The organism is Sorangium sp. So ce327 (assembly GCF_051530205.1).
Lineage (GTDB): Bacteria > Myxococcota_A > Polyangia > Polyangiales > Polyangiaceae > Sorangium > Sorangium cellulosum_B.
The window spans coordinates 5027588-5043899 of record NZ_CP150330.1 but is presented as its reverse complement, the minus strand read 5'-3'; the positions used below and the strand labels follow the sequence as shown (position 1 = coordinate 5043899).

Below are 16312 nucleotides of genomic sequence, written 5' to 3'. Positions count from 1 at the left end.
GTCGATGAACGAGCGTGCGACAGAGCTCGAAGCGGAGCAGGCGAGGAAGGTCGATTACGAGGACGTCGACGAGGTGATCGCGCTCGCCGCGCGCCTCGCCGAGGCGGACAAGGATCGGCTCCGCATCGAGGATCTCGAGCGCGTCGGCGCCGAGCTCGAGATACCACCCCACCACGTGCGCCGGGCGGTGGAGGAACTCGCGGCGCGGCGGCAGCGCGAGGCGGCGCGGAGGGACGCGGCCCGGCGGCGGCTCCGCTGGGCGGGCGCCGCCCTCTCGGCGATCGCCCTGGTGCTCGGCGGTCTGCTCCTCTCGGCGCGCGCCTCGCTGGAGCAGGGGCGCGCCGAGGTGGAACGCAGGAGGGCGCAGGTCGAGAACGTCGTCGAGCGCCGGGAGCGCACCCGCGCGCGCCACGAGGGCGCGGCGCCCTCGCCCGAGCGCGACGCGGAGCTCGCCGGCGCGGACAACCGGGTGAGCATCGAGCGAAGGCGCTATGACGAGGACGCCAGCGCGTACAACGCGCTCGCCGCGGGGCTCTCCGCGCAGCTCGCCGCGCGCCTCTTCGGCCTGCCGGCGCGCGTGCCGCTCTCGAACGAGATCGACACCTGGTAAGGCAGCGGCCGACTGCTGCTCTCACCTCCTCGTCCCGTGGGATCAGGTAGATGACATCCGACTTCACGCTGGCGAAGCTCACGTGATCGAGGTTCTGGAGGAGTGGCCAAACACGTCGCGGCGCCCAAGGCGGTCCTTGGAACACCCCTTTTCGATGGCGTGCAGATTGGACAGCAGCGCCATCTGCGCCCGAGGGCGGCCCCTCAGCGCCCGGCCGCCCGGCGTGCCCGCAGCGCGTGGTCGATGCCGCTCTCGAGGGTGCTGCGGACGACGACGCCGTGGAGGCTCTCCTCGATGGCGGCGATGACCCGGGCCATCTGCGGCTGGACGCCGGTGAGCACCACCTCGGCGCCGAGCAGGCGCACGGCCTTGGCGATCTGGACGAGCCCCTGGGCGACCTCTTGCCCGGCGCCGGTGACGCCGGTGACGTAGAGGATCGCCGTGCGGGCCCCGCGCTGGACCACGCCGTCGAGGAGGGTCTCGAGCACTTGGCGGGCGCGATCCTTGTCAAAGTCGCCGACGAGGGGCATGGCCAGCACGCCTTCGGCGATGGGGATGAGCGGCGTGGAGAGGGCGCGCAGCGCGGCCTCCCGCGTGCGCTGTATCTCCTCCTGCAGCCGCCGGTTCTCCTCCTCGGCCGCCTGGCGCTCGAAGAGCTCGAGCTGCTGCCGGGTCACGTCGCGGTGCGTCTCGATGACGTATCTTGCGCCGGCCTCGTCGGTGACGGGGAAGAAGAGCGTGTCAATCCATAGCTTGATGTCGTAGGCGCCCGGCAAGCCCACGCGGGATACATCAACGAGCTTCGGCTCCAGCTCGACGATCTCGCCCTGCGCCGCGCGCAGGAACCCGGCCGCGAATCCCCCCTCGACGGCCTGCTCGTCGTGGAGGATGTTGTGCAGCTTGGTCTCCGGCGTCGGCGGCTCGACCCCCGTGGCCGCGTAATGTAGCCGGTTGGCGCCGATGGACGCGCCATCCGCGCGACGGACGACGATGCCGATGGGGAAGTGCTCGACTATCTGGCGATATGGGAGACGAAACGAGAGATCCGGGTCGTCGCTCCCGCGCTCCCTCTCGAGCTCGGCGACGCGCTGCCTGAGGCGGTCGTTCTCGCTCCGGAGCGCCGCGATCGTGTCCAGCTCGGTTTCCTCCATCACGCATCGACCTCGCTCGACCCACCAGACAACGACGGGCGACTCGCCGGGTTACACGGTGTTACACGATCTTCCGCAGGTAGTGGAACTTGGGATCCGTCAGATCGTCGGCCGTCAGCGCCCAGCCCTCGTCCCGCGGGATCAGGTAGATGACATCCGACTTCACGCTGGCGAAGCTCACGTGGCCGAGGTTCTGGAGGATGTGGCCAAACACGTCGCGGCGCCACAGGCGGTCCTTGGGGATGTCGCAGACCGTGCGGAGCATCCGGTCCGTGGGTGAGCCCTGGATCAGCAGGAACGCCATCGTGAAGGTCAGGTAGCGAGGCTGGCCGCGGTACGGGTCCGGCGTCCCCGACGGCCCCTTGCGCGCGCCCTCCTCCGTGATCATGCCGCGGGACCACATGCCGTAATCGTTGAGCGCCCGGGAGTCGTCATCGAAGTAGTCCCAGCACCCCTTCTCGAGGGCGTGCAGGTTGGACAGCAGCGCCATCTGCGCGCGGCGGTACTGGTACCACTTGTATTGCAGGCTCATCTTCTCGAACTGGACCTGGACGGCATCGTGCAGCGCGCGCTGCAGCGTGCTCCCGGGGTCCATGCGCGCGCACACCTCCATCGCGAAGATCGAGTGCTCCACGGTCAACCTCCGTATCCGCCCGAAGCCCGGTTCCACGAGCCGCTCCGGCTGAGGGCCGCGCCGAGGATCACGCCGGTGCCGAGCGCCACGACGACTGGCACCGTCCCGAAGCCGTCCGGGCCCGGCGACACCCCGCTCGACGCGGTGCCGCTCGAGAACGCCGTCGCGCGCTGCGCCGGCACGTACGATTTGGCGGGCCTCGGCGCGCTCGGCTCGACCGGCGCAGGGCGCGGGGGCGGCCCCCACGGATAGTCGATCCAGAACCAGCCGTGCGACGCGGCGCGGCCGCCATAGTAGTAGGGAGGCCAGTCCTCCGTCTCGTTCGCGGGCTTCGGCTCCGCCGGGTCGGCGGCAAAGACGTTCGCGGCCATCAACCCGACGTCGAGCCGGCGCGACCGGAACGCAACGAGGTCGTCGTTGAGGTCGTCCGACTCGGTCGTGTCCCTCTCCGTGGGCACCACGACCAGCACATGGCGAACCCCTCGGTCCCAGAGCGCATCGGCGGACGGCAGCCTCGCGACATGCCGGTTGTCGAACTGCGTGGCGTCGTCCGAATAGGGCGAGAGCCGCTGTCGATCGAGGACGAACATCGTCGCGCGGGGGCCGGGAACCGAGCGAGCGAAGAGCGGCTGGTAGTACGCCGCCGCGGCGAGCGTCAGGTGCGCCTTGACGACGCCCCGCGGGTGCGGCCAGTTGTCGAACGTGAACACCGCGTCGAACGCCTCCGCCGCGCCCGCGGCGAAGGCCACCGACTCGGGGCCATCGAGATCCACGATGACCGCGATATCGCGGGGCAGCCCGCTATCCGTCCGGGCGGCGAGGAGGAGCGACGCGAGCGCCTTACCGCTCCGGTAGGCGCGGTCCATCGCCGGCGTGAAGATCGGCCGGAGCACGTCGCCGAGCGGCGTGATGGGCGCAGGATCCCCCTCGGCGACGAGCGTGGGCACGGCCGACGGCGACTCGAACAGCGCGGGCACGTAGTAAGCGCGCGCGCCCTCGTCCGCCGGCCTGAGGTCGGTGGACATCCTCACGAGCGCGGCCCGATCGAACGGCTTCTTCGACTCGCCGTCGAACGTCACGCTCTCCTGCGCGGCGCCGAAGCTCCAGCCGAACGTCCGCTGCATGTCGAGCGCCCGCTTCCTCTGCACCGCGGTCTCGTCGTCCGAGCACCCGTCCGCGGCCACGGCGATCGCGGCCGCCACGCCGACGAGCCCGACCGCGCCGAGCGCGGCCAGGATCGCGTTCCGCCGCGACGCGTCCTTCGGCGCGTCGGCCAGGCCCTTGTGCCACCAGCGCGCCCCGACGATCCCGGGCTTGTCGAGCACCTCGGCGCGCTCGAACGGCTCGTCCATCTGGCTCACGCGGCGGCCTCCCCCGCGCCCTGCGGCGCGCGCTCGGCCTGCGCCGGCGGCGCGGGCGGCGCGACCCCTGCCGCCCTGGCGTGGTCGCGCCGGAGCACCTCAATGAACTCCGGCGTGAAGGTGCCGTCGATGCGCACCGAGTACCTGAAATACGGGTCCGCCTCGACGCCGTGGTAATCGTGATCGTTGAACCAGTAGGCCCGGCCGGCGACCGCCGTCTTCCGCCGCGCCCGCTCGTCCCACAGGAACAGGCGCTTGTTGCCCGCGGGACAGAGCGTGATGAAGTGGTCGGGCTCGCTGTCCGGCGCGCTCCGCTTCCCCGGGGCCCTCCCCTCCCCTGGCGTCCCCTCCCCGTCGTGGTGCACCGTGCCGTGATCGTTGGCCTCGAGACCCATGATGTTGCAGCGCCCTATCGACGAGAACGGCAGGCGCTTCACGTAGGCGATCGTCCTCGGAAAGAACGACCTCGCCAGGCGGGTGAAATCCTTGCCTTCACTCCGGCTCTTGTCGCTCCAATAGCGGTTCGGGATGAGCTCGACATAGACCTTCCAGGGGAAATAGACCCCATGACGGAACTTGAGCCACAGCATCTGCCGCCGGGAGAGCGGGAGCTCGCGCTCCTCGCCGAACTCGAGCGCGTCGCGCGCGGCGCGATCGATCGACGAGGGGTCGTCCGAGAGGCGCTGGAATGTGGCGAACTCGTCGTCGCCGAGGCCGCGGATCACCTCGCCGTAGTCGGCGAACGCCTCGCCGCTGCGCGAAGGTGGCATGATGCCCATCGCGCGGTGGCTGCCGCCTGTGTAATCGATCGGCACCTGCGTGAGCCCGAGGCAGATCTCCTCGTGGATCTCGTCGAGCGGGGCGAGGTCGAGGTACGGCTCGAGATCGATATAGGGTCGCGCGAAGATGCCCTGGATGCCGGAGTCACAAGGAGGTTCGACCATGGGTCCGCCGCCGGAGCCGGGGCGTCACAGCCCGGCAGGCCTACCCATATCACAAAGCCCGGGGCGCCCCGCAAACCCCGAAACCCGCCTGCGCCTCGCGGCGGCGTGACGCGAGGCTCGGGCTTGTGAGGACGCGGCGCGTTCTGTAGCGTGCGTCCCATGGATCTGTCCTACGTCATGGGGTTCGGGCTGGGCACCACGCTCGCTCTGCTCGCCCTGCTGCGCATCGGGCAGAGGGTCTTCTCACCGGCGCACACGGTCGCCCGCGATCTCACGGAGAGCAACGCCGCCCGCCGGCTGCTCACGGTGGGCCAGGTCCTCGCGGTGTTCCTCGTCGCCGCGAACGCCGTGAAGAACTGCCTCGAGGGGGAGGGCTTCGCGCGCGACCTCCTCTGGGTGAGCGCGTTCGCCGTCGTGGGCCTGCTCCTCGTGCTCGCGACCGGCCAGCTCGGGATCCGCCTTCTGCTCAGGGCGCGGCTCCCGGCCGAGATCGAGCGCGGCAACGCGGCCGCGGGGCTCGCGGCGGGCGCGCACTACGTGGCGACCGGGCTCATCACCTCGCGCGCGATCGCGGGCAAGGATCTCGGCGATCTCGCGATCTCCCTCGGCTTCTTCGTCCTCGCGCAGATCACGCTGCACGTGTTCATCTCGCTCTTCCGGGCGCTCACCACGTACGATGACGCCGAGCAGATCCAGGGAGAGAACCTCGCCGCCGCGCTGAGCTACGCCGGCGCCTCGATCGCGGTGGCGATCATCATCGCGCGGGCGCTGGAGGGCGACTTCGAGGGTCTCTTCATCTCGCTGAAGGGCTATGGCGGGGTGCTGCTCTATCTGTTCGCCCTCTACCCCGTGCGGCAGCTCCTTGTGCAGAGCGTGCTGCTCGGCGCGCCGCTCGCGCTGCGCGGCGGCCGCCTCGACGCGGGCATCGCGGCCGACCGCAACGAGGGGCTCGGCGCGCTCGAGGCGACGACCTACCTCGCGACCGCGATCGCCATCGCGCGCCTCCTATGACCTCCGCTGACCACGCCTACGACGCCTTCGCCGCGAAGATCGTCGACACGGGCCTCATCACCGACCCCTGGTTCGACGGGGCCCCGCGCTTCCGCGAGGAGCCGGTGTTCGTCACGGCCGCCGAGCAGCGCGCCCTGTACCGCGCCGCCGAGGAGGTCGCGGCCGTCTACAACGAGCTTTGCCTGATCGTCGCGGACGAGCCGTCGCTGCTCGACGACTTCTTCTGTCTGACGCCCTGTCAGAAGGCGATGTGGCTCTCGTCACAGCCGCTGTGGCACGGCATCGCGCGCGCCGACGTCTTCCTGACGGACGAGGGCCCGGCGATCGCCGAGCTGAACTGCGACACGCCGACGGGCGAGGCGGAGGCGGTCGTGCTCAGCGCGCTCGCGGCGCCGGACCACCCGGGCGCGCGCGACCCCAACGGCGAGCTCGGCGCCCGGTTCTGCGCGATGGTGGACGAGGTCGCCCGCGCGCTCCTCGGCGAGGCCGCGACGCGGCGCCTAGGCTTCGTCTATCCGACGGAGTTCACCGAGGACCTCTCGGTCATCCGCCTCTACCAGCGCTGGCTCACGGAGCGCGGGTATTCCGTGCTCCTCGGCTCGCCGTACAACCTCGGCCACGACGAGCGCGGCCTGTCGCTCTTCGACGTCCCCTTCTCTGTCCTCTTGCGCCATTACAAGACGGACTGGTGGGGAGAGCGCTCGAGCGTGTGGACCGACGAGCAGATCCCCGACGCCGAGCCGCTCGCCGGCCCGCTCGGCGCCGTGCTGTCCGCCGCGGCCGACGGGCGCGCCGCGATCCTGAACCCGCTCGGCGCCGTGCTGCCGCAGAACAAGCGCTCGATGGCGTTCATGTGGGAGCACCTCCATCGCTTCTCGCCGCACGCGCAGTCGGTGATCCAGCGTCACGTCCCGGTGACGTCGCGGCTGGAGACGGTGCACCCCGAGCTGCTCCTCGCGCAGCGCGAGGAGTGGGTCCTCAAGAGCGATTACGGCGCCGAGGGAGAAGAGGTGATCCTCGGGCGCCACACCCCCGACGAGGCCTGGCGCGCGTCCCTGGCCAAGGCCCGGGAGGGGCGGTGGATCGCGCAGCGGTACTTCTCCGCGCTGGAGAACGCGCGGCGCGAGTCGGTCAACTACGGGATCTACCTGATCGCCGGCGAGGCGTGCGGGATCTATGCGCGCGTCCAGGCCGGGATGACGGACGTGGCCGCGCTGAGCGCGCCGGCGCTCGTGCGGTAGGCGCGTTCGCGGGGCGGACGCGCCCGCGGGCGGCTACTGGGCGGCTCGGGCCGGGGCATCCATGGCGCGCACCGCGCGGAACGCGTCGGCCGTGGCCTGCGTGTTCTGCGTCGTCACGATCTGGAGCCGGCCCCCCTCCGGTCGCGCCACGTGCACAAGGATACCCTGCATGTCGGGCACGGGCTGGCCATCCGGGGTGACGACGCCCGTCAGCTCCCATGCCCAGCGGACGACCGCGAGATCCGGCGCGACGAAGCGTGTCTCGACACGCACGCTGGCGAGCCGGCTCTTTGCAAAGACGGTCTTGTGAATGCCAACGTGATTCGCGCGGATCTCCTCCCGCCCATGCCACCACATCCCGAAGATGTTCACGAAATCGGCGTCCTCCGCTTGAAGCGCGGCGAACGCATCCATGTCGTGCCGGTTCCAGGCGTCGTTGAAGGCGGCGACGAGCTGCTCCCCCAGCGCCCGCTGCTCGCTGGCGTCGGGCGCCGCCGCCGCGATGGCCGGCGCTGGCGCCGCCGGCGCGACGGGCTGGGGCGTCGCGGGGGCGCACGCGAGGACCAGGAGCGGGAGCGCAGCCAGGGCGAGGGCTCTATGCATGGGACGCCACTTACTGCGAACCGGCGCGAGACGTCAACCAGCGGCGCGCTCGATCCTGGCTGCGGGTCAACCTGCTGTCCTCGGGGGCGGTAGAGGTGCCTCGATCACGTGGAACAGGCGTCGACCCGCTCGCACCGTCATCGAGGATCAGCGCTCGGCGGAATCGTAGATTGCCAGGGCGGCCGCGGATAGGTACGTTTGGTTGTCCGCTGGGTCCGCCGCGCGCGCTGCCCGGCCGTGCTGTTGAGGCGATGAGCTGCGCTTGCGATCACAGGTTCTTGAAGGAGCTCGCGTTCACCGCGCACCGCGATGTCACCCTGACGTCATGATGTCGATCGCCGGACTGAGCCGACGCGCGTTGCGAGCCCGGTTCCTGGAGTCGAGGGCGTCCGCCTTCGTGGACGGCCGGCCGGTGCCCTTCGAGTCGTTGTCGGTTCGCGCGATGAACTTCGGCCAGCATTGGCGCACCCCGGACGTGCCCCTGATTTCCTACTCCCTGGAGCTCCCCGGCGCATACTTCGTTGCTTTCCTGGCAGAGCCCGGGCAGCTTCCAGCGCTCATCGAGGATACGAGGCGCTTTCCCGAGCCGACGGAGGCGCTCGACAGGGCGCTCATCGACGCGGACTTCCCCGGCGCGGCAGACGCAGTGAGGAACCCCGTCCTCGCCAGGGAGCTCGCGCGCTTCTTCGCGCACGAGGCGCTCCTCCGCTGGCTCGGCGATGGGCCGCCGGAGCTGGAGCCAGGTTTCGTTCTCAATTCGGTCGACAAGGTTCTCCTTGGCCCCACCGGCTTGTTGCTCGAGGGCCAAGGTCGGACGTCCGGTATCACGGTCGCGTACCAGGATGTCTGAGGAACCCGCCCCAGGTTGGCATTCCCACGACCGGGGCGCGACGACCCGGCCACCCAGGTTGACGGATGAGGAGAGAGATGCATCGATTTGTCTTCAGGACGTGCGGAACCCTGGCCACGATGTGCCTGCTCACGCTCGTGGCTTGCGGTGACGACGAGGGCTCCGACGAGACGTCGGGGAGCGGGGGCGCCGGCGCTTCAGGCCCGGCGGCCTCGACAGGCTCGGGCGGCGCTGGCGGGTCTGGTGAGGGAGGCGGGGGCGGCGGCGCGACGGGCTGTCCAGAGCTCGTTGGCCGCGTCCCCATGCCGGAGCTCGGTCCGTGGATGTATGGGCCGCATCCCGGACCGTGCGCCCAGACGGAGACGGACACGGGACTGGAGATATCGTTCGTTTACGAATACGATGGCCAGCGTCTCGTCGGAGCGGTCGAGACGCTGGCCAGCGAAACCCACACACACACCTTCGACTACGAGGGCGAGCGCATGGTCCGCATGACCCGGACCGGCGCGGCCGACACCCGTGTCCTCGAGATCGACTACGACGACGACGCGCGGGCGATCACCTATGGGAACGACGACTACTTCGTCCGATACGACCGCGATGACCAGGGGCGCCTCACGCAGCTGACGTTCGACCGCTTCACGGATGCTCTGCCGACCATCACGACGGAGATCGTCTACGAGGGTTGTCGTCTCCTCCGCCGGGAGCAGGGGGTGAACCCGCTCGACGGCATGCCGACCTCATCGATCCCGGCCTTCACCTACGTCTTCGACGGCGATCTGCTGGTCGAGCGCCTCGGGGAGACGTCGCGCACGGTTTACGACTACAGCTGCTGGTGATCAGCTCGGCGGGCTCGTCGGCGCGTGGCCGCCGAGCGCGCGCACGTCGTCGGCCGTATCGACGTCGATCGCCCCGCCCGCCCAGTCGATCGCCGCCACGTCCTCGACGCGCAGCAGGCGGCCGGCGCCCTGGTCGCCCTGGAGGCGCGAGAGCGCGTCCCAGCGAGATCGGTCGAACACCGCCGGCGCGCCCACGACGCCGCTGAACCGCGACGCGGCGATCGGCGCGCCCGCGAGCCAGGCGTCCCGCAGCGCGGTGACGTGCTCGACCGTGAGCAGGGGTTGATCCGCGAGCGCGATCAGGAGCGCGTCGGCCTTCGAGGCCTCCGCCCACCGGACCGCGGCGCGGACCGAGGAGGCGATGCCCTCTTCCCAGCCATCGTTCGCGATGTGCGCGACCTCCAGATCGCCGAGCGCGCGCGCGACCGCGCCGGCGCTCGCGCCGAGCACGACGCCGACCGGTCCGGAACGCGCCTCGACGCACGTGGTCGCCACGCGCCGGACGAGCGGCGCTCCGTCGAGCTCGACGAGCTGCTTGGGGCGACCGAGGCGACGTGAGCCGCCGGCGGCGAGCACGACCAGCGCCACGCGCGCGTGCAGAGGCCGGGCGCGGGCGCGGAGCTTTCCCCCCTGCGCCCGGCGCGCGACGGCCTGGAGCTCGCCCACGATCGAGAGCGCGATCTGCTCGGGCGTCTCGGCGCCGAGATCGAGGCCGATCGGCGCGTGGAGCCGCGGATCGTCGCCGGGGTGGCCGATCTCGGCGAGGAGATCGCGCGTGCGGCGCGCGGGCCCGAGCACGCCGATGTAGCGGGCGCGCGACGCGAGGGCGACGGCGAGCGCGTCGCGATCCGGCGTGACCTGATGGTGCATGATCACGACGTACGGCTCGGCCGCGGCGTCGATGAGCGCGCGGAGGCGATCCGCCGCGCCGCCGGTCGAGACGACGCGATCCGCGGCGCGGAACCGGGCGCCCTGGCGGATCGTGGGACAAGCGACCGTGACCCGGAACCCCACCGACGTCGCGAGCGTGACGATGGACACCGCGTCGTGCCCGCCCCCGAGCACGAAGAGCTGCGGCGACGGCGCGATCTTCTCGACGAGCACGGTGATCCCCAGCCCGTCGAGCTCCACGACGCCGGCCGGCCCCCGCGCCGCGGCCTCGATCGCGGAGCGCGCGGCCGGATCGGTCACCGGATGCGCGAGCGCGCACGGCGGACCGAACGCGAGGCGCGCGCCGACCCGGACCACGCCGGCCGTCGAGCGGATCACCGTGACCAGCGTGCCGGCGGTCTCCTCCGCGAAGCAGGCGGCGGCGAACGCGAGCGCGTCGTGGGTCGCGCCGGCCGCGACGTGCTCGAGCAGGACATCGACGACGCCGTTGCAGCCGAGCCCCACGCCCCACGTCTCCCCATCTTCGGTGGTCGAGTCGTACGTCACCACCACGGCGCCATCGCGGCACCGGTGCTCTCCGCGGAGCATCACGTCGCCCTCGAGGCAGCCGCCGCTCACACACCCGGATACCCAGCGATCGCCGGCGACCAGCATCCGCGCGCCCGGACGCCGGTACGACGACCCCGACACCCGCACGACCGTCGCGAGGAGAAACGGTGACCGCTCTGCGACCAATGTCGCCGCTTCGCGCACGATCCGCTCAAGCTCGTTCATGCGCTCGGCATCATTCACCCTTCGTGGCGCTCCCGCCAGGGCGTTCATCCTCGCTGGCGACGCTGGCGACGCTGGCGACGCTGGCGACGCTGGTGACCGATCGCCCTCCACGCCGCTCGGCCGCTCGCGGTCGGGGGGTGCGAGCGTGACAGAGCGCGGGCGAGCCCCGGGCCGATGACCGATGGTAAAGAAATGATAAGAACATGTGCAGTCGCTTGACGGCGCGCCGGCCCAAAAGTATGGCCTGAACGGCCATGAAGCTCGATGTCAACGGCGTTGTTCGTGACGTGGATGCCAGTCCAGAGATGCCCCTGCTCTGGGTGCTCCGCGATCTGCTGGGATTGACCGGCACCAAATACGGCTGTGGCATGGCCCAGTGCGGCGCCTGCACGGTCCACCTCGACGGCAAACCCACGCGGTCGTGCGTCCTGCCGGTGTCCAGCGTCGGCACGCGCAAGGTGACGACGATCGAGGGCCTGTCGCCCGACGGGTCGCACGCGGTGCAGCAGGCGTGGGCGCAGGCCGACGTCGTCCAGTGCGGGTACTGCCAGTCCGGGCAGATCATGACCGCGGTCGCCTTGCTCGAACAGAAGCCGGATCCGAGCGACGCCGACATCGACGCTGCGCTGTCCGGCAACGTGTGTCGCTGCGGGACGTACGTTCGCGTGCGCGAAGCGGTGATCCTCGCGTCGAGGCTCAAGCGAGGTGGCAAGTGACCGTCTCCCGGCGTGACTTCTTGCAAGCGGCCGCGGGCTCGGCGGCCGGGCTGCTGATCAGCTTCTACGTCCCGCAGGGGGTCCGCGCCGCGCCGAAGGCGGCGCAGCCGCCCCCGCTCTCGCCGAACGCGTTCGTTCGCGTCGGTACCGACGAGTCCGTGACCGTGGTGCTCGCGCACTCCGAGATGGGCCAGGGCATCTGGACCGGGCTCGCGATGCTGATCGCCGAGGAGCTCGAGTGCGACTGGTCGAAGGTGCGGTCGGAGCACGCGCCGGCCGCGCCGGTCTACGGCCATCCGGTGATGCAGTTCCAGATGACCGGGGGGTCGACGACGACGAACAGCGAATTCGAGCGCTATCGCACCGTCGGCGCGATGGCGAAGGACATGCTGCTGCGCGCGGCGGCCGCCCGGTGGAAGGTCTCGCCCGCGGCGTGCACGGCCGCGAACGGCGTCGTCACCCACGGCAAGGACAAGCTGACCTTTGGCCAGCTCGCCGAGGAGGCGATGAAGCTCGCCCCGCCGGCGAAGGTGAAGCTGAAGGACCCCAAGGACTGGAAGCTGATCGGCACCCTCGTGCGCCGCATCGACACGCCGGAGAAGATCACGGGCAAGGCGCAGTTCGGGCTCGACGTGCACTTCCCCGGGCTCCGCACCGCCGTGGTGCTCCGCCCGCCGGCGTTCGGCGCCAAGCTCGTCAAGTTCGACGCCGCCGACGCCCTCAAGGTGCCCGGCGTCGAGAAGGTCGTCCCCACCGCGAACGGCGTCGCCGTCGTCGCCGCGCATTTCTGGGCCGCCAAGCTCGGGCGCGACGCGCTCCGCGCCGAGTGGACGCAGCCCGAGGGAGGCGGGGCCGACAGCGCCAAGCTGCTCGCCGAGTTCCACGCGAAGGCGCGGACGCCCGGCACCGTCGCCGCCAGCGTCGGCAAGGTGGAAGACGCGCTCGCCGCGGCCAAATCCCGGATCGAGGCGGAGTACGACGTGCCCTACCTCGCGCACGCGCCGATGGAGCCGCTCAACTGTACGGTCAAGATCGACGGCGATCGCTGCGAGATCTGGACCGGTACGCAGTTCCAGACCGGCGACCAGATGGCCGCGGCGAAGATCCTCGGCACGACGCCCGACAAGGTCCAGATCCACACGACGTTCCTCGGCGGCGGCTTCGGGCGGCGCGCCAGCCCCGTGGCGGATTTCGTCGGGGAGGCCGTGATCGTCGCGAAGGCCGCCGGCGTGCCGGTGAAGGTCGTGTGGACGCGGGAGGACGACATGCGCGGCGGCTTTTACCGCCCCGCCTTCGTCCACCGGATCCAGGTCGGCGTCGACGCGCGCGGCATGCCGTCGGCGTGGGATCAGGTGGTCGTGGGCCAGTCGATCGTCGCCGGCACGCCGCTCGAGGCGTTCGTCACGAGGAACGGCGTCGACTTGACCTCGGTGGAAGGGATCGCCGAGTCGCCCTATGTCGAGCGGACGCCCGCGCTCCGCGTGTCGCTGCACTCGCCGAGGACGCCGGTCACCGTGCTGTGGTGGCGCTCGGTCGGCAACACCCACACCGCCTTCGCGGTGGAGAGCATGGTGGACGAGCTGGCGCACGCCGCAGGGCAGGATCCGCTCGCGTACCGCCTCGAGCTGCTCAAGGACAAGCCGCGGCACGCGAACGCCCTGAAGGTCGCCGCCGAGAAGGCCGGCTGGGGCACCGCGCCCGCGCCGGGACGGGCGCGGGGGCTCGCGATGCACGAGTCGTTCGGCTCCATCATCGCCGAGGTGGCCGAGGTCTCGATCGAGAAGGGGCGCATCCGCGTCCACTCGGTCACCTGCAGCGTCGATTGCGGCACGGCGGTGAACCCGCTCGGCATCGAGGCGCAGATCCAGGGAAGCGTCGCTTTCGGCCTCACGGCCGCGCTCTACGGCAAGATCAACATCGCCGAGGGGAAGGTCCAGGAGAGCAACTTCCACGACTATCCCATGCTCCGGATGTTCGACATGCCGCGCATCGCCGTCCATCTCATCCCGAGCAAGGCCAAGATGGGCGGCATCGGGGAGCCCGCCACCGCGCCGATCGCGCCGGCCGTGGCAAACGCAGTGTTCGCGCTGACCAAGCAGCGGCTGCGCTCCCTTCCGTTTCGCCTCGCGTAGGAACTGACCATGATCCGATCCTCTCTTGTCCTCGCCTCTCTCCTCGCCGCGTGCGGGGGACAGACGCCCGGGGCCTCGCCGGCGCCCTCGCCGTCGCCGGTCAGCCGCGAGACGGCCCTCGCCGCGTTCGAGACCGTGCGCGGCGTGCTCCAGCACCCTCGCTGCCAGAACTGTCACCCTGCCGGCGACGTGCCGCTCCAGGGCGACGAGGGCCGCCTGCACACGCAGTTCGTGCTCCGCGGCCCGACAGGCCACGGCATGCCAGGCGCGGAGTGCACGACGTGCCACGGGCCGACCAACCCGCCCAACAGCTTTGGCACGCACGTGCCGCCGGGCGTCGCGAAGGGCTGGCACATGCCGCCTCCGGAGATGCCGATGGTGTTCGTCGGTGTCGCCCCGGGCGCCCTGTGCGAGCAGATCAAGGATCCGAAGCGCAATGGCGGCAAGGACATGGCGGCGTTGCGCGTCCACCTCGAGGATCCCCTGGTGACCTGGGGCTGGAACCCTGGCGCTGGCCGCACGCCCATCCCGACGCCCTACGCCGAGTTCGTCGCTGCGTGGGAGACCTGGGCCCGCGCCGGCGCGCCCTGCCCGGGTGGATGATCGACGGTCACGCGCTTCGCGGTCGGGCAGCGCCTGCTCCATGATGCGGCGCATGGGGTCGTGTCCCGCCTCGACATCGGGTCCGTGTCGGAGCGCCGGCGGAGCGCGACGCCCCTTGGCCCTGACGCCCCTGCCGACGAGGGCGGGCGTCAATCGACGCTGACGCTTGTCACGGCGGTCCAGTCGTTGCGGCCGTCGGCCGAGACGAAGTGGAAGCGGAGCGTGTCCTCGTGGCGAGCGGTCGAGACGACGGCCGCGCAGGCGCCGACGAAATCGTCCTCGCGGCAGGTGTCGCGGAGATCGCCGCCGTCGTCGAGCACGCCGACGCGCACCGGAGCCGCGTTCTCCCGCAGGTACGGCGCAGCGATGAGCTCGGCGGGCGCCTGCGGTGCGGGGACAGGCGCGTCGAGGTCCCAGAGGCGAAGGTGCTTTGCGTCGGTGAGGTGGGCGTAGAGCCGCTCGACTTCCTTGCCCGCGTCCTCCTCGACGGCGAGGGCGAGAAGCAGGACGCGGTCGTCCTCGCGGGCGCGAGCGCGGGCCTTGAACGAGAGCGGCGCGCGCAGCGTGACGACGGCGGGGAAGCGGCCCTCCGGCGGGCGGAAGCGGACAAGGGTGCGGCCCAGCGGACGAGGAGGCGTGAGCGCCGCCGCGCCGCTCGGGTCATGGGGAACGAGGAGGTACGCGGCGAGGAGGAGGACAGGCTCGGGCGCGCCGCGGAGGAGGCCGTCGTGGCCGGAGGCGAGCTCGAGGGCGGTGATGTCGAGGCGAAGGCGGAAGGAGCGCACGCGCCTCACGGGCGGCGCGGCGGCCGCAGGCGACGCGGGAGACGCCGGGCGAGGAGCGGAGGACGCGCCGCCCTTGCGGGACCTGCCTTTGCGCTTTCGGGCCATCGGGGGAGCCGGGAGATACCACGACCGGCGGCGCTCGGGCGATCGGCCCGCGCGGCGCCGACGCTGAGCGGCGCCGCTACCGGCCGGCCGGGTCCTGGCAGTAGAACGCCTTCAGCTGCTCGTAGAGCTCCGGGTGCTTCGCCCTGAGCTTCCGAGGCTTCTCGAAGAAGGCCTCGGTGACGACGGCGAAGAACTCGGCCGGGTTCGTCGCGCCGTACGGGTCGATCACCGTGCGCTTGAGGCTCGCCTCGTCGCGGAGGAGGCGCTCGTACTCGCGGCCGAGGATGCGCGCCCACGCCGCGTACATCGAGCGCTCGGGCAGCTCGGGCGCGCCGTCGGCGGGCCCTTCCTCCTGGTCGAGCTGGTGCGCGAACTCGTGCAGCACGAGGTTGTGACCGTCGCTCATGTCCGCCGCGCCCGCGAGCACGCCGTCCCACGCGAGCACGACCGACCCCCGCGACCACGACTCTCCGAGCCGCGCGTGATCGCCCTCGACGACGACGCCCCCCTCCCGCACCTCCCGGCCGCGGGCCACGTAGGTGCTCGGGTAAACGAGGACGACCTCGAGCTCAGGGTAGTAGTCGGTCTCGCGGTGCAAGAGGAGGAGGCACGCCTGCGCCGCCACCGTGACCCGGATCTCGTCTGTGATCTCCAGGCCGCCGCACCCCTCGAACGGCTTCTCGTCCAGAAAGACCTGGATATGCCCGAGGAGCTCCTGCTGGTCCTCGGCCGGAAGGCGGCCGAAGCAGGGCACGTTCCGGTCGAGGATCTCGCGCCACGCGGGAGGAAAGGGCTCACGGCGGACGGCGTCGCGCCGCCGCTTCCTGAGAAAGGCCAGCATCGACGACCACCTTACCCGCTCGCGTGGCGCTGTCGGAAGAGCGGTGAGCGGCCCTCGCGGAGTGCCCGTGCCGCAGCTGCGGATCAGCAGCGAATCCCCACCGGCTGCTGCCATGGCAGCAACGAGGGGCCACGGCGCCGGGCGCCCCCGCAATCTGCATCTGCGGAGTCTGCAAGCGGTGCGCCAAAGGCGGGCCAGGCGGAACGCCGCTTGACGCCGCC

General features: G+C 71.3%; 16 protein-coding genes. 8 read left to right on the top strand and 8 right to left on the bottom strand.

Going from position 1 to position 16312, the window contains the following annotated elements; all coding sequences use genetic code 11:
- The first annotated feature begins 4 nt into the window (after positions 1 to 4).
- Positions 5 to 610, top strand: coding sequence for a hypothetical protein (locus WME95_RS18885; protein WP_437909748.1), 606 nt, complete (start codon positions 5 to 7; stop codon positions 608 to 610).
- 203 nt (positions 611 to 813) lie between these two features.
- On the opposite strand, the gene WME95_RS18880 is transcribed toward WME95_RS18885, so the two are convergent.
- From WME95_RS18880 to WME95_RS18865, 4 genes are all read right to left on the bottom strand, one after another.
- Positions 814 to 1761 (bottom strand): STAS domain-containing protein, encoded by a 948-nt coding sequence (locus WME95_RS18880; protein ID WP_437909747.1) that lies wholly within the window; start codon positions 1759 to 1761, stop codon positions 814 to 816.
- Between the two features lie 61 nt (positions 1762 to 1822).
- On the bottom strand, positions 1823 to 2395 hold the full coding sequence (locus tag WME95_RS18875) for a hypothetical protein (RefSeq protein ID WP_437553421.1): 573 nt from the start codon (positions 2393 to 2395) through the stop codon (positions 1823 to 1825).
- A gap of 2 nt (positions 2396 to 2397) precedes the next feature.
- Positions 2398 to 3747: a hypothetical protein gene (locus tag WME95_RS18870; protein ID WP_437910998.1), complete on the bottom strand. Its 1350-nt coding sequence runs from the start codon at positions 3745 to 3747 to the stop codon at positions 2398 to 2400.
- 5 nt (positions 3748 to 3752) lie between these two features.
- Positions 3753 to 4700 carry a hypothetical protein gene (locus tag WME95_RS18865; RefSeq protein ID WP_437909746.1) on the bottom strand — a complete coding sequence of 316 codons (948 nt, stop codon included), beginning with the start codon at positions 4698 to 4700 and terminating at the stop codon, positions 3753 to 3755.
- A 159-nt stretch (positions 4701 to 4859) separates the two neighbouring features.
- Here WME95_RS18865 and WME95_RS18860 point away from each other — a divergent pair, with 159 nt between their 5' ends.
- Entirely contained in the window at positions 4860 to 5711 is an 852-nt protein-coding gene (locus WME95_RS18860) for a DUF350 domain-containing protein (RefSeq protein ID WP_437553418.1), read from the top strand.
- Entirely contained in the window at positions 5708 to 6952 is a 1245-nt protein-coding gene (locus WME95_RS18855; protein WP_437909745.1) for a glutathionylspermidine synthase family protein, read from the top strand. Before WME95_RS18860 ends, WME95_RS18855 begins: the two co-directional genes overlap by 4 nt.
- 33 nt (positions 6953 to 6985) lie before the next feature.
- Here the strand turns inward: WME95_RS18855 and WME95_RS18850 are convergent, their stop codons facing one another.
- On the bottom strand, positions 6986 to 7555 hold the full coding sequence (locus tag WME95_RS18850; RefSeq protein WP_437909744.1) for an SgcJ/EcaC family oxidoreductase: 570 nt from the start codon (positions 7553 to 7555) through the stop codon (positions 6986 to 6988).
- Between the two features lie 397 nt (positions 7556 to 7952).
- Here WME95_RS18850 and WME95_RS18845 point away from each other — a divergent pair, with 397 nt between their 5' ends.
- The gene (locus WME95_RS18845; protein WP_437909743.1) at positions 7953 to 8405 is read left to right on the top strand and encodes a hypothetical protein; all 453 of its coding nucleotides are present in this window, start codon (positions 7953 to 7955) and stop codon (positions 8403 to 8405) included.
- A 77-nt stretch (positions 8406 to 8482) separates the two neighbouring features.
- Positions 8483 to 9244: a hypothetical protein gene (locus WME95_RS18840; protein ID WP_437909742.1), complete on the top strand. Its 762-nt coding sequence runs from the start codon at positions 8483 to 8485 to the stop codon at positions 9242 to 9244.
- Here the strand turns inward: WME95_RS18840 and WME95_RS18835 are convergent, their stop codons facing one another.
- On the bottom strand, positions 9245 to 10909 hold the full coding sequence (locus WME95_RS18835; RefSeq protein WP_437909741.1) for an NTP transferase domain-containing protein: 1665 nt from the start codon (positions 10907 to 10909) through the stop codon (positions 9245 to 9247). It lies immediately after the preceding gene.
- Between the two features lie 254 nt (positions 10910 to 11163).
- On the opposite strand from WME95_RS18835, the gene WME95_RS18830 reads away from it, so the two are divergent.
- From WME95_RS18830 to WME95_RS18820, 3 genes are read left to right on the top strand one after another with little or no spacing between them, the layout of a single operon-like run.
- The gene (locus WME95_RS18830; protein ID WP_437909740.1) at positions 11164 to 11625 is read left to right on the top strand and encodes a (2Fe-2S)-binding protein; all 462 of its coding nucleotides are present in this window, start codon (positions 11164 to 11166) and stop codon (positions 11623 to 11625) included.
- A complete protein-coding gene (locus WME95_RS18825; protein WP_437909739.1) occupies positions 11622 to 13757 on the top strand; it encodes a molybdopterin cofactor-binding domain-containing protein in 2136 nt (711 codons plus the stop codon). The genes WME95_RS18830 and WME95_RS18825 overlap by 4 nt, the downstream gene beginning before the upstream one ends.
- Before the next feature lie 9 nt (positions 13758 to 13766).
- Positions 13767 to 14360 (top strand): hypothetical protein, encoded by a 594-nt coding sequence (locus WME95_RS18820; RefSeq protein WP_437909738.1) that lies wholly within the window; start codon positions 13767 to 13769, stop codon positions 14358 to 14360.
- 149 nt (positions 14361 to 14509) lie between these two features.
- On the opposite strand, the gene WME95_RS18815 is transcribed toward WME95_RS18820, so the two are convergent.
- Entirely contained in the window at positions 14510 to 15145 is a 636-nt protein-coding gene (locus WME95_RS18815) for a hypothetical protein (protein WP_437909737.1), read from the bottom strand.
- A 181-nt stretch (positions 15146 to 15326) separates the two neighbouring features.
- Positions 15327 to 16091 (bottom strand): zinc-dependent peptidase, encoded by a 765-nt coding sequence (locus tag WME95_RS18810; RefSeq protein ID WP_437553398.1) that lies wholly within the window; start codon positions 16089 to 16091, stop codon positions 15327 to 15329.
- Between the last annotated feature and the right edge of the window lie 221 nt (positions 16092 to 16312).

Coding starts and splice junctions, on each gene's coding strand:
- WME95_RS18885 (WP_437909748.1), top strand. CDS start 5: ATGAACGAGCGTGCGACAGAGCTCGAAGCGGAGCAGGCGAGGAAGGTC.
- WME95_RS18880 (WP_437909747.1), bottom strand. CDS start 1,761: ATGGAGGAAACCGAGCTGGACACGATCGCGGCGCTCCGGAGCGAGAAC.
- WME95_RS18870 (WP_437910998.1), bottom strand. CDS start 3,747: ATGGACGAGCCGTTCGAGCGCGCCGAGGTGCTCGACAAGCCCGGGATC.
- WME95_RS18865 (WP_437909746.1), bottom strand. CDS start 4,700: ATGGTCGAACCTCCTTGTGACTCCGGCATCCAGGGCATCTTCGCGCGA.
- WME95_RS18860 (WP_437553418.1), top strand. CDS start 4,860: ATGGATCTGTCCTACGTCATGGGGTTCGGGCTGGGCACCACGCTCGCT.
- WME95_RS18855 (WP_437909745.1), top strand. CDS start 5,708: ATGACCTCCGCTGACCACGCCTACGACGCCTTCGCCGCGAAGATCGTC.
- WME95_RS18850 (WP_437909744.1), bottom strand. CDS start 7,555: ATGCATAGAGCCCTCGCCCTGGCTGCGCTCCCGCTCCTGGTCCTCGCG.
- WME95_RS18840 (WP_437909742.1), top strand. CDS start 8,483: ATGCATCGATTTGTCTTCAGGACGTGCGGAACCCTGGCCACGATGTGC.
- WME95_RS18835 (WP_437909741.1), bottom strand. CDS start 10,909: ATGAACGAGCTTGAGCGGATCGTGCGCGAAGCGGCGACATTGGTCGCA.
- WME95_RS18830 (WP_437909740.1), top strand. CDS start 11,164: ATGAAGCTCGATGTCAACGGCGTTGTTCGTGACGTGGATGCCAGTCCA.
- WME95_RS18820 (WP_437909738.1), top strand. CDS start 13,767: ATGATCCGATCCTCTCTTGTCCTCGCCTCTCTCCTCGCCGCGTGCGGG.
- WME95_RS18810 (WP_437553398.1), bottom strand. CDS start 16,091: ATGCTGGCCTTTCTCAGGAAGCGGCGGCGCGACGCCGTCCGCCGTGAG.